At 71.8% G+C, this 13,760-nt stretch carries 14 protein-coding genes; all 14 read left to right on the top strand.

Going from position 1 to position 13,760, the window contains the following annotated elements; all coding sequences use genetic code 11:
* The first annotated feature begins 13 nt into the window (after nt 1-13).
* The gene (locus ON41_RS15275) at nt 14-646 is read left to right on the top strand and encodes a DUF8175 domain-containg protein (protein WP_051161550.1); all 633 of its coding nucleotides are present in this window, start codon (nt 14-16) and stop codon (nt 644-646) included.
* 17 nt (nt 647-663) lie between these two features.
* Nucleotides 664-1,458: a DUF8175 domain-containg protein gene (locus ON41_RS39020; RefSeq protein WP_157185478.1), complete on the top strand. Its 795-nt coding sequence runs from the start codon at nt 664-666 to the stop codon at nt 1,456-1,458.
* A complete protein-coding gene (locus ON41_RS39015) occupies nt 1,455-2,903 on the top strand; it encodes a TrbL/VirB6 family protein (RefSeq protein WP_157185477.1) in 1,449 nt (482 codons plus the stop codon). The genes ON41_RS39020 and ON41_RS39015 overlap by 4 nt, the downstream gene beginning before the upstream one ends.
* Nucleotides 2,900-4,375 carry an SCO6880 family protein gene (locus ON41_RS15260; protein WP_040748299.1) on the top strand — a complete coding sequence of 492 codons (1,476 nt, stop codon included), beginning with the start codon at nt 2,900-2,902 and terminating at the stop codon, nt 4,373-4,375. The genes ON41_RS39015 and ON41_RS15260 overlap by 4 nt, the downstream gene beginning before the upstream one ends.
* Nucleotides 4,372-6,108 carry a putative type IV secretion/conjugal transfer ATPase gene (locus tag ON41_RS15255; RefSeq protein WP_051161544.1) on the top strand — a complete coding sequence of 579 codons (1,737 nt, stop codon included), beginning with the start codon at nt 4,372-4,374 and terminating at the stop codon, nt 6,106-6,108. Before ON41_RS15260 ends, ON41_RS15255 begins: the two co-directional genes overlap by 4 nt.
* A gap of 214 nt (nt 6,109-6,322) precedes the next feature.
* Complete coding sequence (locus tag ON41_RS15250) at nt 6,323-7,426, top strand: hypothetical protein (protein ID WP_040748298.1); 1,104 nt, start codon at nt 6,323-6,325, stop codon at nt 7,424-7,426.
* Between the two features lie 199 nt (nt 7,427-7,625).
* A complete protein-coding gene (locus tag ON41_RS15245; protein ID WP_051161542.1) occupies nt 7,626-8,303 on the top strand; it encodes a hypothetical protein in 678 nt (225 codons plus the stop codon).
* A gap of 50 nt (nt 8,304-8,353) precedes the next feature.
* Nucleotides 8,354-8,674: a hypothetical protein gene (locus ON41_RS15240; RefSeq protein ID WP_040748297.1), complete on the top strand. Its 321-nt coding sequence runs from the start codon at nt 8,354-8,356 to the stop codon at nt 8,672-8,674.
* 66 nt (nt 8,675-8,740) lie between these two features.
* Nucleotides 8,741-9,829, top strand: coding sequence for a C40 family peptidase (locus ON41_RS15235; protein ID WP_246829534.1), 1,089 nt, complete (start codon nt 8,741-8,743; stop codon nt 9,827-9,829).
* A gap of 79 nt (nt 9,830-9,908) precedes the next feature.
* Nucleotides 9,909-10,784: a hypothetical protein gene (locus ON41_RS15230; protein WP_157185476.1), complete on the top strand. Its 876-nt coding sequence runs from the start codon at nt 9,909-9,911 to the stop codon at nt 10,782-10,784.
* Between the two features lie 110 nt (nt 10,785-10,894).
* Nucleotides 10,895-11,440 carry a hypothetical protein gene (locus ON41_RS41600; protein WP_157185475.1) on the top strand — a complete coding sequence of 182 codons (546 nt, stop codon included), beginning with the start codon at nt 10,895-10,897 and terminating at the stop codon, nt 11,438-11,440.
* Nucleotides 11,437-11,979, top strand: coding sequence for a hypothetical protein (locus ON41_RS15220; protein WP_040748293.1), 543 nt, complete (start codon nt 11,437-11,439; stop codon nt 11,977-11,979). The genes ON41_RS41600 and ON41_RS15220 overlap by 4 nt, the downstream gene beginning before the upstream one ends.
* A complete protein-coding gene (locus ON41_RS15215; protein WP_040748292.1) occupies nt 11,976-13,079 on the top strand; it encodes a hypothetical protein in 1,104 nt (367 codons plus the stop codon). Before ON41_RS15220 ends, ON41_RS15215 begins: the two co-directional genes overlap by 4 nt.
* Nucleotides 13,076-13,760 (top strand): hypothetical protein (locus ON41_RS15210; protein ID WP_157185474.1); only part of this gene is annotated, 685 nt, incomplete at its 3' end. The genes ON41_RS15215 and ON41_RS15210, both read left to right, overlap by 4 nt.

Below are 13,760 nucleotides of genomic sequence, written 5' to 3'. Positions count from 1 at the left end.
GGGGAGACACCACGTGAAGACACCACCGCCACCCACCGGACCGGCAGCGGTCGCCGCCTGGCTGCTGGGCGTCGCCACCGTCCTGGGGGCCTGCACCAGCACCGACGATCCCACGCCGCCGCCACCACCCACGGCCCGCCTGCACGAACTGCCGGCACGCCTCGCCTGGATCACCTTTCAAGGCATCGCGCTCCCGGTGGCCGAGCAAGGCCCCCGCGACTACGCCGGACCCGTCGCCGCCGGGTTCGACCGCTCACCGGTCGGCGCCGCGCTCGCCGCGATCCACGCCACCGTCCGCATCTCGGTCGCCACCGACAGCCAATGGCCACTGCTCGTGCAGCAGATGACCGCACCAGGGCCCGGCCGCGACAGCTGGGCAGTGGCCCGTGCCCAGATCTCGCTCACCACACCGCCGACCACCCCACCGCGCCTGCTCGGCTACCAGATCACTCGCTACACACCGGATCTCGCCCAGACCGCGATCTACACCCGCCAGCCCGACGCCTCACTCACACGCAACACCGCCACCGTCGTCTGGCGCGACGGGGACTGGCGCCTGCAGCTTCCCGACGACCCGTCCCACCCCGCCGCCGTCACCGCCGTCATCACCCTGCCCGCCGACGCCGTGGCCCTGCCACAGCCGTAATGGAAAGGGGACACACCGTGCCGACCCGCCGCCGTGCCGTCATCATCCTGGCGGCCAGCATCGCCGCCGTCACCGCAGCTGCCGCGGCGGTCGCCCTGACCGGCGGTAACGACGACACACCACAGGCCACCGAGCCCGCGACCACCGCCGTCACCAGCCTGCCGTCGTCCGCCACCGCGACGCGCCCACCGACGACCGACTTGTTCGGCAACCGGCTCGACGTCCCCGCCGACGACGCCGGCACCGCGCTACCCCAAGACCCGGGCCACAGACCCGACCCTGCCTTGCCCGACTACCTGGCGGCTGCGCCTGTGCCGTTGCAGTGGCAGCGAGGCTGGCAAGGTGCCGCGCTGCCGATGTCGGGCAGCGACGGGCCCGCCCGCATCGACGACGGCATCGCCCACGGCTTCGCCCAGACCCCGCAAGGCGCAGCGCTGGCCGCCTGCGACTCCCTCGCCCGCGCACTGTCGGCACCGGAAGGAACGTGGCAGAACGTCGTCCGCACACGGTATCTCGGCGGGGGACAAGCGCTGCTGGACCGCTTCGCCCGCAGCCGCACCGCCACCCCGGCCGCCGCCCGCTACGTCACCGTCCCCGACGGTCTGCGCGTCCAGCCCGGATACCGGCCCGACTTCGCCGTCGTCGAGATCGCGGTCCGCGCCCGCGACGGCTACGCCGCCAGCACCTGGCCCATGGCCTGGATCGACGGCGACTGGCGCGTCCGCGTCCCCGACGACATCGACACCCTCTGGCAACTCGCCACACCCCTCGCCACCCTCGACGGCTTCGGACAGTGGAGGACCACCACATGACCACCACCCCAACAGCTCTCGCCGCCACAGAGTTCGGCAGCACACTCGCTGCGTCACCGCGTACGCAATTGCCCGACAGCGTGTGCGATCTGCCCGGTGCCGCCGCGTCGGTCTGCCAATACCGCCAATTCGGTGAGTTCGGCGGAACCGCTGCTGGGACCGTGGCGAATTCGGGTCTCGACGCGCTGGTCGATGCCCTCCTGAACGGGGTCACCAAGCTCCTGCAGCTGTCCCTGACCTGGTGGATAGACCTGCCGTCCCCTCAACTGACGACGCAGAACGGCTCGGTGCTGGCGACAGTCCGCGGATACACCACCGGGCTACAGGTGCTGTTGATGATCGCGGGCATCCTGTTCGCCGCCGCCCGGCTGGCCATGGCCAAACGCGGAGGTGCCGCCGGGGAAGCACAGGAGACGTTCCTGATGTTCGCGCGCGCCGTCATGGCCGCCACCATGTTCGCCGCCGTCATCACCACCGGCACCCGCGCCGGTGACGCCTTCTCCGACTGGGTGATCTTCGACGCCGCCGGGGGAGACGCGAAAAACGTTGTCGCCCGCCTGGCGGAATTCGAGCTGCGCACCGACTCCGGACTCGGATCCGGAGTCCTCCTGGTCGTCGGACTGCTCGGCGTCATCAGCATGCTCGTGCAGCTGGTGATGCTCGTGGTCCGCCAAGCCCTGCTCATTCTGGTGGTCGCCGCCCTGCCGATCGCCGCGGCCGCCTCGGGCACCGGCCCGGGGTCACAAGCCTACAAACGGATGCTGGGGTGGGCGCTGGCGTTCGTGCTGTGGAAACCGGTGGGCGCGTTGTGCTACGCGATCGCGTTCACCGCCGCGGGAACTAACAGCGCAGCGGGGCAGCAGGATCCGCAGCTGGTGCTGCTCGGGCTGCTGTTGCTGCTGATGGTCGCGGTGGTACTGCCCGGGTTGATGCGCCTGATCGCGCCCGCCGTGGCGACCCTGGGCGGTGGTGGCGGTGCGGCGGCGACCCTGGCCGGCGGCGCGATCGGTGTCGCGATGGGCCGGGCCGGCGGTGATCGCTCCGAGGCGCGCAAGGTCACCGAAGGCGACGGTGCTCCCGGCGGCGGCTCGGCACCACCCGCAGGCGCGGCGCCCCCCGGTCCGTCCGGTGGTGGTGGCGGTGGCCGCGCGACCTCCGGTGGCGCATCCGGCGGTGGTAGCGCTCCCGGCGGTGGTGGTGCTTCCGGGACCAGTGGCTCGACTGGTGGTCAGGCCGCGCGCACGCCGTCGGGCGGCGGTTCGGCCGGGGCGAAGCAGGCGGGGAAGGTAGGCGCGGGAGGTGCTGGTGGCGCTCTGATCGGTGGCGCTGTGGCCGCGAAACACGCAGTCCAGCAGACCGGGTCGGTGGTCGAGTCGCAGACCCGCGAAGCCACCGAGGCGGGCTGGGATCCGGACGCGCTGGGGCCGCGGGAGGTGCGGCGATGACCGCGCCACGGATGTACGGGCGCTGGGAGCGCCCTCGCAGTGCCGGGTTCTTCGGGTTGACCTGGGCCACCTCGATGCTGGGGCTGGCGCTGGTGATCGCGGTGATGGTCACGTTCATGGCGACTCGTTCGCTGACCTCGACCGGCACGGTGCTCGCGGCGGCGGCGGTGGTGTTCGTGCCGCTGGCGGTGCCGATCGGGGGCCGCACCGGCTGGGAGTACCTGGCGTTGCGGGGCCAGTATGTATGGGCGCGTGGCCGGGGTGAGCCGTTGTATCGGGCGGGCCGGTTCGCGCGGATCCCGGGCGCGGCGAGATTGCCGGGGCTGCTGGCGGATTCGCGGCTGTCGGAGTACGAGACCCCGGGCGGGCGGCGGTTCGCGCTGGTGCATGTGCGGCGGACCGACCACTTCACGGTGATCGTGCGGGTGCTGCCACGCGGGAAGGAACTGGTCGACCAGACCCAGATCGACTCCTGGGTCGCCGAATTCGGGCAGTTCCTCGCCGCGCAGTCCCGCGGCGGAGAGGTGGCGGCGGTGACCGCGGTCACCGAGTCGGTCGTCGAAACGCATCTCAAACAGCATCGCGAGGTCGCCCGGCTGGTCCGTGCGGACGCACCGGAATTTGCCCGGACGGTGATGAACCAGGCCGCCGCCGATATCGGCGGGGTGGGGGTGCGGCTGGAGGCTCGGATCGCGATCACCTACCGCGCGATCGGCAAGGGCCGGGTCCGGCGCGATGCCGCGGAGCAGGCGCGGGAGATCGGGCAGCGGTTGCAGGCGGTGTTGTCGCAGCTGGCGCGGGCCGGGCTGCCGGCGACACCGCTGGAAGGCTGGGAAGTGCTGGGGCTGGTGCGGTCTCGCTACGACCTGGCCGCGCAACGCGACATCGAGGCCGCGGGCCGCAAGCTCACCGACACCCAGACCTGGGACAGCGTCGGCCCGGTCGCCCACGACGACCGTTGGGACCACTACCTGCACGACGGTGGCCGGTCGATCACCTGGGAAATGGACGCCGCCCCGCGCGGGGCGGTGATCGAGACCGTCCTCGAAGAACTGCTGCGGCCCCGCGCGGACGTGCCCCGTAAACGGGTCGCGATCGTGTACCGGCTGCATTCGGCGGCCGAGGCCGCCGATATCGTCGACGCCGACTATCGCGACGCCCTGGCCGCCGAGCAGACCGAACGCGGCATGGCTTCCGCGGCGGCGTCGATCCGCACCGACAACACTCGCGCCTCGCGGCACGAGCAAGCCAGCGGGGCGGGCCTGACCCGCGTCGGTGCCCTGGTCACCATCACCGACACCCTCGACGCCGACCTGCCGGGCATCGACAACTCGGCCAAGACGATGGCCGCGGCGTCGCGGTTGAGCCTGCGCCGCTGCTACGGCACCCAGGCCGCAACCTTCGCCGCCTCCCTCGGTATCGGCGTGATCCTGCCCGAACACTCCTCCCTCCCTCGCTGGGGGACACCATGAGTACCGACCGGCAGCGCGCCGCGCGCGCCACGACCCGCAAAACCCGGCAGGTCGCGGGCATCCGGCTGCTGACTCCCCACGCCCGCGCCGAACTCGAAGCCGCGGCCGCCGCCAAGGGCTGGCGCGGCGTGCGGGCCCGGTCGCGGCTGTCGGCCGACGACCACCGCCACGTCACCGCCGCACGACGCCTCGAAGACCAGCGCCGCGACGGGTTCGACCGGCCCCGGGCGCGGCTGACCGACCGCGGCTACGCCGGTGCAGGTGGCGGCCGGGCCGCGGTGGTGGCGTCGATGCCGGAATGGCGCGCCACCACGGTCCAGGTCGCCGGGCTGTGGCCGTTCGCGGTCGGCGCGACCGCGCCCACGGCCGGCACGCCGATCGGTACCCACTACGTCACCGGCGTCCCGGTGCATTTCGACCCGATGTCGTGGTTTCTGCGCGGATACCTGCCCGCGCCGATCGCGTTCGTGCTGGCGCTCAACGGATTCGGCAAAAGCTCGCTGATCCGGCGGCTGGCGATCGGCGCGGTCGCCAAGGGCCAGACCGTGCTGTGCATGGGCGACACCAAGCCCGACTACCGCGACCTCGTGCTCACCCTCGGCGGGCAAGTCGTCGACCTGGGCTACGGGCACGGCACCATCAACCCCCTCGCCGTCGGCGCGCTCGGTTCGGTGCTCGACCGGTTCACCGACCCCGACCAGCGCCGCCAGGTCGCCGCCCGTGTGGAAGCCGGGCAGGTCAACATCACCGCCGGGCTCATCGAACTCGTCCGCGGGTCGCGTGTCGCGGACTACGAGGAAACCCTCATCACCGCCGGACTGCGCGAACTCTACAGCCCGACAGGCGGATTCGCTGCCGAGCGGCCACCGCTGTTGTCGGATCTGCTCGCGGTGATCTCCACCGGCGGGGCCCGGCTGCGGCAGTTCGCCGAGGAAGACGACGAGGTCTCCTATCGGGCGAGCACCAAGAACCTGCGCCGCTCGCTGCGGGCGCTGGTCGAGGGCCCGTGGGGCGCGATCTTCGACCGCCCCACCAGCACACCGCTCGACGTCGACAGCCCTGCGGTGTGCATCGACGTGTCCCGCATCCCCGAAGGCGACACGAAACTGCTGGCAGCGGCGCTGATGGTGTGCTGGAGCGAAGGATTCGGCGCCGTCGCCGCCGCCCACGCGCTGTCCGACGCCGGGCTGGGCCCGAAACGCACCTTCCAGGTCGTGATGGACGAGATCTGGCGCGTTCTTGGCGCGGGCGCGTTCATGGTCGACCGCACCGATGCTCTGACCCGGCTGCAACGTGGCCTGGCGACCGAGCTGATCATGTGCAGCCACACCATCAAAGACCTGGCCGCTTTCGACAGCGCGGCCAGCCAGGCGAAGGCGCTCGGGTTCTTCGAACGCGCCCGCGCGAAGATCCTCGGCCCTGTCGGGCCGGACGAAGTCGACCGCATCCGCGGCGCGGTGTCGATTACCGAGACCGAGAAGCTGTTGCTCACTTCCTGGGCCGCACCCCGGCCACCCACCGACGACAGCGACGACGACACCGGTGAACGCGAGCTACCGCCCGGGACCGGCTGCTTCTTGATCAAGACCGGGGAAGCCGGTGAACCCGGCATCCCCGTGCGCATGACCTTCACCCCCGCAGAACGCGACGCCGACATCCACAACACCAACAAACGTTTCGATCACCTCACCCGCCACACCGCCACAACGATCGCAGGAGGCCCCGATGACTGAGCTCACCTGTCGCAGAGTGCATTCGCCCAGCGCTCGTCTGCGAAGTATCGGCGAGATCTCGGGGGCGATGTGGCGGCGGTCCGGCCGTGTGCCGCGGCGCGGCCGGCGAGTTCCTCGACACGACGGTGCGGCGGTTGCCGATGCACGCCGCGCCGCGGCGCCGAGTGCGAGCCCGAGCCCCCATGTCCCGGCCCGACCACGTCGGGAGGACACCATGACCGACCCCTGGTCGTACGTGTGGAATGAGGAGCCCCCTGTCGGTGCCACCGGGATCCCGGCGACCCGGATACCGTTGTGGCAGCGACGATTACTGGCCGACATCCAGAACGCCGCCGCCGCGCACTCCGCCGTCGCCGACGAAGGACCCGGCCGCTGGGGCGACAGCGGCGTCTGGGAATCCAACCTCCACGTCCTCAACCGCAAGGTGAGCGCCCTCATCGACCGGGCGAAGACGCTGGAAGTGCCCGCCCGGTGGATTATCACCGCGTTCGAGCGGGGCGAACAAGGGAACGAGTGGACCGCCGACACCCGGCTACCCGATGCCGGCCAGGGACGCGACGAGCAACTGCGGGCCCTGTACCGGCAGGTGGTCGTGGTCGAGGACATGGCCGTTATCGACGCCGAGCGACGCTACCGCCACGCCCACGACCCGGCCACGGCGACCGATCCCTATCCCGGTGACCCCGACTCCTATCTGGATCGAACGTTCCGCCGCAACATCGCGCTGCGCTGGCTGCTGGCCTCCGTCTATGCCGACGCGATCACCGCGACCGACGCCGAACGCGAACAGCTGTGGGCGACGGTCACCGCCGACCGGCCGCGTCGCACCGCACTCATCCATGCACAACCTCAGCGTGTGCTCGACAAGCGGTGGCGGGCATATGCCTCGCCGCCGTTCGCCGCGGTCAGCACGGAACTGTTCGACGCACTCGAACCCGACCCGGCCAACGACCCCGGCCAACCCCTCGGCCACGGATTCCCGACACCCCACACGCTGCTCGCACTGGCCACCGAACACATCCACGCCACCGCCACACGCCCTGACCAGGCCACCTCACCCGATGGTGTGCGGCCCGCCGACATCGACCACCACCGGACTACGCCCGCGGAGATCTCGCCGGAAATCCCCGAGAACGGCAGCGAAAGACACTCGGCAGCCGGCGACAGCGGATTCGATCCCCCACGGTCCGCTGCGGGCGCCGCTGATGCGGCGTTACCCGCCGACCCCGGCATGGCCTGGGAATCCGGCACAGCCGGCACCCCACCGCACTCGGCTGCACCACCCGTACAGGCCAGCGATCCGGGGGCCGAACTGTGACCGGCGGGAATGTCTCGGATCCAGGCACGCATCGATCCTGCCCGCACGATCGGCCGAAGCCTGCACCACGCGACCTGCCGAGGAGCCGCCACCGACGCACAACCGTTGGGACCAGCGGTGATTCGAGCACGGCATGCGGAGAAGCCGCGAACGACACGAGAGAACCTACCGCAGCGGCGGGCCGAGGACGGAGTGCCCGATGAGCCCCGACCAGCACCCGCATCCCGCGACACGATTGAGCGCGATCGTCACCCGCACCAGCGCCCGCGTCCAGGGCGTCGCGGATTCCCGCATCGATGTGCGATGGGCCCACACCCCGGACGCGACGGTCACCCTGACCTGGGGCGGGATCCTGTTGCGCTTCACCTCGGCCAACGCCGCCCAGGGAGTGCTGGAAGGATTCGCCGCCGCCCGCGGCCACCTGCTCGGCGTCGACCGGATCGCGCCACCGGCCCCGGCCGGCACCGGTGACTACGCCCTGGCCGGCCTCCAGCTCACCTGGGCGCGCCGCACCCCCTACGCCGCGGTCCACCGGCACGCCTACAGCGACAGTCAACGCCGCGACCTGCACTGGGTCGACCTGCACATGGGACCGGTGACCTGGCAGATCCTCGACCGGCAGGGCTACGACAGCGCGATCGACATCCTCACCCGAACCCACCGCACCGCGGTCGAGGTCTGCCCGGACGGCCACTGGTACCGCCACGACCCCACCGCCGACAACTACCACGCCCCCGACCCGATCCTCGACGACTACCGCAACCACCTCGCCGCCGAGAACTACCTCCCGCACACCGCCATGCAGTGGGACGGCAGCGCCCCCGCTGCCTCCGCCACGGATCCCGGAGACCCGGGCGCAGGAGTCGGCCCCGACTGACCAGCGGGTGCCCGACAACCCCAAAACGCCTGCGAGAAAGGAGAACTCCGATGACGGTCACCTGGAAACTCACCGTCGGGCCCACCCGCGATGCCCTACACGTGCAACGCGGTTCCGCCGGAACAGCGGCTACGGCTGCCACCGCCCTGCTCACCGCCGCGCGCCACCGCGCGATCGCTGCCGCACCACGGACGCGCCTGCTGCTGTGCCTCGACGACCACGCGGTGGCGACGGTGGTCACCGGCGACGGCCACGACCCCGAAGAGGCCGCTGCGGTGGCGTCGCTGTTGGACGAGGTCGCCACAGCCCTCGGCGCCGACCGGATCGGCCACCGGCACGGGCTGGGTCGCAGCGGCGGGCCGGTCCGATGAACAGCTCCAGGCAGGTAGGCGATGAACGGCGCGAAATCGATTGCAGCGCTCACCCTCTCGCTACCAGTGACCGTGTTGCTGTTGGTGGTGATCCTCGGCGCCGACCCGGCCCAGACCTGCGCGGCTGCGCTGCCCTCGAGTGGAGCGGTGGACGGCCCGACCGGAGCATCGGTAGCGGGACTGTCCGAGCGGCAACTACTGCTGGCTCGCCAAGGGGTGGCGATCGGCAAGCAGCGCCGCCAGCCCGAATCGGTGATCGTGGCCGAGCTGGCGGCGCAGGCGACCGAGTCCACGTTCCGGAATCTGGCGAACCCGGCGATCCCGGAGTCGCTGCGCTACAGCAACGACGGCGAGGGCCACGATCACGACTCGCTCGGCGTGCACCAGATGCGCGCCAGCGTCTACGGCCCGGACGCGCCCGGCTCCGGACCGCGGTACTCGATCGCCGAACTGATGACCCCGCTCGAGCAGATCAACTGGTTCTACGACAAGGCGATGAAACTACCTGGGGCGCAGGCGATGTCCCCGGCAGCCCTGGCACAGGAGATCGAACGATCCGCCCCCGCAGCCTACGCGGGGCAGCTGGAACTGGCGCGGCGACTGTACGCCGAGTTCGCCGGCATCGACGTGGCCTCGATGCCCGCCCCCGGGGCCGGACAGCCCCCCGCGGGATGCGGACCGGACGGGACACAGACACCACCGCCTGCGCCGGCGGGGGAGTTCGGTGCGGCGGTGATCCGCGCCGCCGAGGGATGGATCGGCACCGACTACGTGTGGGGCGGCGGCGATATCGGCGGCCCGACCATGGGTGGGTTCGACTGCTCCGGACTGACCTTGTACGCGGTCTATCAAGCCTCCGGCGGCCGAATCAAGCTGCCGCACTACACCCAAGCCCAACAGGACCACCCCTCGGCGCGGGTGGTGCCGTTCGCCGACCGCGCGCCGGGGGATCTGATCTTCTTCACCGAACCGGGCGACCGGGCGTCCCATCACGTCGGCATCCTCTACGGCCGCACCGACCGCGGCGAGGACCTCGTGCTCCAGGCCCCGCAAACCGGCCAGACCGTCACCATCACACCCCTGTCGGCGTGGCAGGGCGAACGGATGGACATCCGGCGTTACGACCCCGCGTACGAGGCTGCCGGCCGAGCCTGACCACCGACGGTGGCGACCGTAGGGGCCTCGCGGCACCGCACGACTTGGCACCGGCGGTCGCGGCAGTGGGGTGGCGGCGATGACGGGCCGTCCGACGCGAGTGCAGGCCAAGGTACTCAAGGCGATTCATCACCAAGCTGCGGAGATCAACGGCATCGTGGATCGCGCCGAGCGCGAGTCCGCTCGCACCTCTGCGCGACCCTCTCCGGACTGGTATCGGGAGCTGGAGAAGCGGGTGCGAGTGCAGCAGGCGCTCGAAACCGCGGCGGTGGCGGCGGGCGTGCCGCAGGAGTGGGTCGATCAGGTCCGCGAACGCGGCGAGCTGCGAATGGCGTGGCGCGCCAAACTGCATTGGCGCACACCGGCACCGGTCGACCGCGAAGTGCTGGCCCGGCGGCTGCGCGCGGAGATCGCGCGAGTGCAGGACCTGGCCGCGGTCGCCGCCGCCTACGGCGAGCGCGGCGCGCAGGCCGAACCGGGCACCGCGAGCCTGTTCGACCGCGAACTGCGGCGCTCCAGTGACCGCGTCGCCGCGCTGACCGCGATCTTCGAACCTTCCGACACCGAAGCCGAGCAGCTGTGGGGCGAACACACCTGGACCGCCGCAGCAGACAGCGTCCGCGACGCCGACCCTGCCACGCTCGCCGAACGCTGGCGCGCGCACGTCCGCGCCGACACCAGCGAGCGCACACACCAAACCGTCGCCCTCGCCGCGGCCGGGCTCAGCGGCGACCTCAGCACGGACCCGACACCGGCATCAGGCCAGATGGTGGATCGGATCCGCGACCTGCTCGCCCGCGAACCCACCCCGGCTTCGCTGGATACCGGTCACCGGATCACGACCGCGGTCGACGCGGCCGCGCTCACCACCGGTACCGAATTCGACACCACCACACCCACAGCCACCCCCGCCGCGGCACCAGGGCGTGCAGTTGACCGCGGGCCCGAACCATGACCGCCACGACGCGCCCCAGCCAGGCGCACTCCCTGCCGGACGTTCGAGACCGCCTCGCCTGCACTGCTTCTCGTCGCACCGGCCGCACACCCCTCGAAAGGACTTCCACCATGACGCCAGCTACCGCACATGTCCTCGGCGACGGCGCCGCACTGCTCGCCGGGCTCACCGCACCCCCGGACCACACCGCGACCGCAACCAGGCGGCCGCGAGCAGCACGTCCGCACTGGGCGGCGCGGCCGAGGGGTGGGAAAGCCAGTGTGTCCCTGCTGATGTGGACTGCGGCGACTCGACGGGGTTTCGTCGTGTGCCGCGGTGACGGCGTACCGGTCTGGCGGACCGTCCTCGGTCGCGGCGTGGAGTTCGCGTCGGAGGCGATCGCGTCGCAGACCGCGGCCCAGCATGCGATCGCGCTCGCCGGGCAGGCCCGCACGCTGCTGCACGCGCACACCGCCGTGCTGCGGCTGGTCGTCACCCACCTCGACGCGGTGAACGTCGACCACCTGTACCTCGCGGCGACCGCGTCGTCGGTGCTGCTGGACCTCGGCGTGGACGCGGTGTTCAACCCCGCCGCCGACTGCCACCGCGCCGGCCCGCTCATCGGCCTGCCCGCCAGCCGCCCCCTCCCAGTGATCCGCCCGAGGAGCCCGAGATGAGACCGGCCACAGCAACACTGGCGCTGACGCTCCTGATCGCGGCCGCCGCGTCCGGGTGTGCGCACACACCGGACCCGGACCACGCCGCGGTCCCCGGTTGCGCCACAGGCGGTTTCGCGGCCCCCTTCGACCACGTGGACGGATGCTCACCCGACGCGGTGCTGGCCGCGGCCACGGCAACGATCTTCGGATACCGGCCCGTCGATGATCCCGACCAACGGGCCGCGTTCCGGCGCGCAACACCGCTGCTGGACCCGGACTACGCGCGCCTGGGGGAACCCGCCGCGACGGTGCTCGCGCCGGTCACCGCTGAGGTGTGGCAGCAGTGGGCCGCCGCCGGGGTCACCGTCGCCACGGCTGTCGAGGTCACCGACGAGGACCACCCGCCCGATACCGGCACCCACGCCGCCCGCGTGCTCACCGTGACCCTGGAGCCGGGTGATCTCGGTGCGCCGATCCGGCTCGTCGTCCGTGCCCGCGCCGTCCGCGCGACCCCCGGTGCGGGGTGGCGGCTGTCGGCGCTGGAGGTGAGCGCATGAACGGCGATCCGGTCGAGGAGAGCGGCCAGGCCCTCCGGCAGGGCTTCTTCCAGGGCATGCAGAGCGCGGCGATGACGATGAACGTCCTGCAACGCCGCGCATCGGAGTCCCGCTCGGTCGCGGAGTTCGCGCGCCGCGAAGCCGACGCCGAACGGCAACGCCACCAGGACACCGAGATCCACGACCTGAAAGTCACCGGCTACGAGGACCGCCAGCGCCACGAACGCCAGCAGCATCTGCTCGAGATGCAGGTCAAGCAACGCCAGATCGAGCGCGGCGACGCCGATCTCGCGCGCCGCGACGCCGACAGCGCGTTCGAGCGCGCCAACAAGGCCGAACTCCACGGCCTGCAGAAAGGCTGGCACGAGCGACGCGACGAGCGCACCGAGGAACTGCACGAGCTGGAGAAGAACGTCAAACAGCGGCAGATCGAGCGCGGCGACACCGACCTGCAACGCCGCACCGACGATGCCGCCGCCGCCCGCAGCGACAACCGGGAGTTTCACCGGCGGCGGATCCAGAGCCTGGCCGAGCGCGCCGAGCAGGAGAAGCAACGCCACGACCTGGATGTGGAGTTCAAACAACTGCTGATCGAGATCCGCCGCCGCGCCGCCGGATTCACCGACACCCTCACCACAACCGCGTCGCCGCAGGAGGCGGCCACGATGCGGGCCGCCGCCGAGTACGCCGCCGCCCACAGCACCGCGGGGCTGTCCGACGCCCACGCCGCGGCCGACGCCGCCTACGCCGAGCGATACACCGAGGACACCGGCACCGACCCGGACACGATCCTCGACGCCGAACTCGTCGACCTCGCCCCGGACGTCGACCTCGGCCCGGACCTGGACAGCGGTGGCGCACCGTCGGCGGTGAGCGTCGACGCGGTGCGGGGGCTGGCCGAGGAACTCACCGCCGAGACCTACCTCGAGCACCTGGCCGCCACCGACGACCCCGGTCTCGACCTCACCGAGGGAAGCAGCCTCGCCGACGCGATCGACGCCCTCGACCTCCCGATCAACGGACCTGGCGAGGTCGACCTCGACGTTCAGCCGACGCCGGTGACGCCGGCCGCGGCCGCTGATCGGGAGGTCGGGCCGTGACCCGGCCACGGCCGGGACGCGGAGGGGTGGAGCTGGCCGTCGACGACGCCCAGCGGGAGCCGGTCGTGGTGGCGCGCAACCACGTTCGGGTGCTGCGCGCGATCCAGAACCAGACCGTCGTCGCCGAACAGCTCCAGCAATACGGGCGGCAGGAGGAAGCCGGTGGCCGGATGCTGACGGTGGACTGGCACACCCGCCTCGACATCCGCCTGCAACACCGCGACGCCCTCACCGCCGCGGCCGTCGCCGGCGGTGTCCCCCGAGCGTGGGTCGATCACGTCACCGAACGCGGACGGCGCGGGGTGCGCTGGCGGCGTGATCTGTACCTGCGGGAACCGGAGCCCGTGGGCCGGGGGCGGCTGCTCGCGGCGGTCCGCGCCGACGTGCTGCGCACCCGCGAGATGACCGCCGTCGCTGCTACATATGGCGACTGGGGCGCGACCGCGGAGCCGGGGACCGCGTCGCTGTTCACCCGCAACCTGAAGGCGTTGTGGCGCCGCAGCGCCGCCGTCTCGCACCTGCTGGACCTGACCGACGCGGAAACCGACAAGCTCTGGGGCACCACCGATTCCTGGATCCGCGCCGCCGCCGACAGCGCGGCCCGGGAGGCGACTCTCGAGTCGCGGTGGCGGCAGGCGGCGCGCCTGGACACCAAAGGCTACGCCCGCCAAGCCGCCGCGC

This window comes from Nocardia transvalensis NBRC 15921 (genome assembly GCF_000308875.1).
Classification (GTDB): domain Bacteria; phylum Actinomycetota; class Actinomycetes; order Mycobacteriales; family Mycobacteriaceae; genus Nocardia; species Nocardia transvalensis.
Note: the sequence above shows the minus strand (reverse complement) of the source record. Positions and strands in the feature narration are given on the sequence as shown.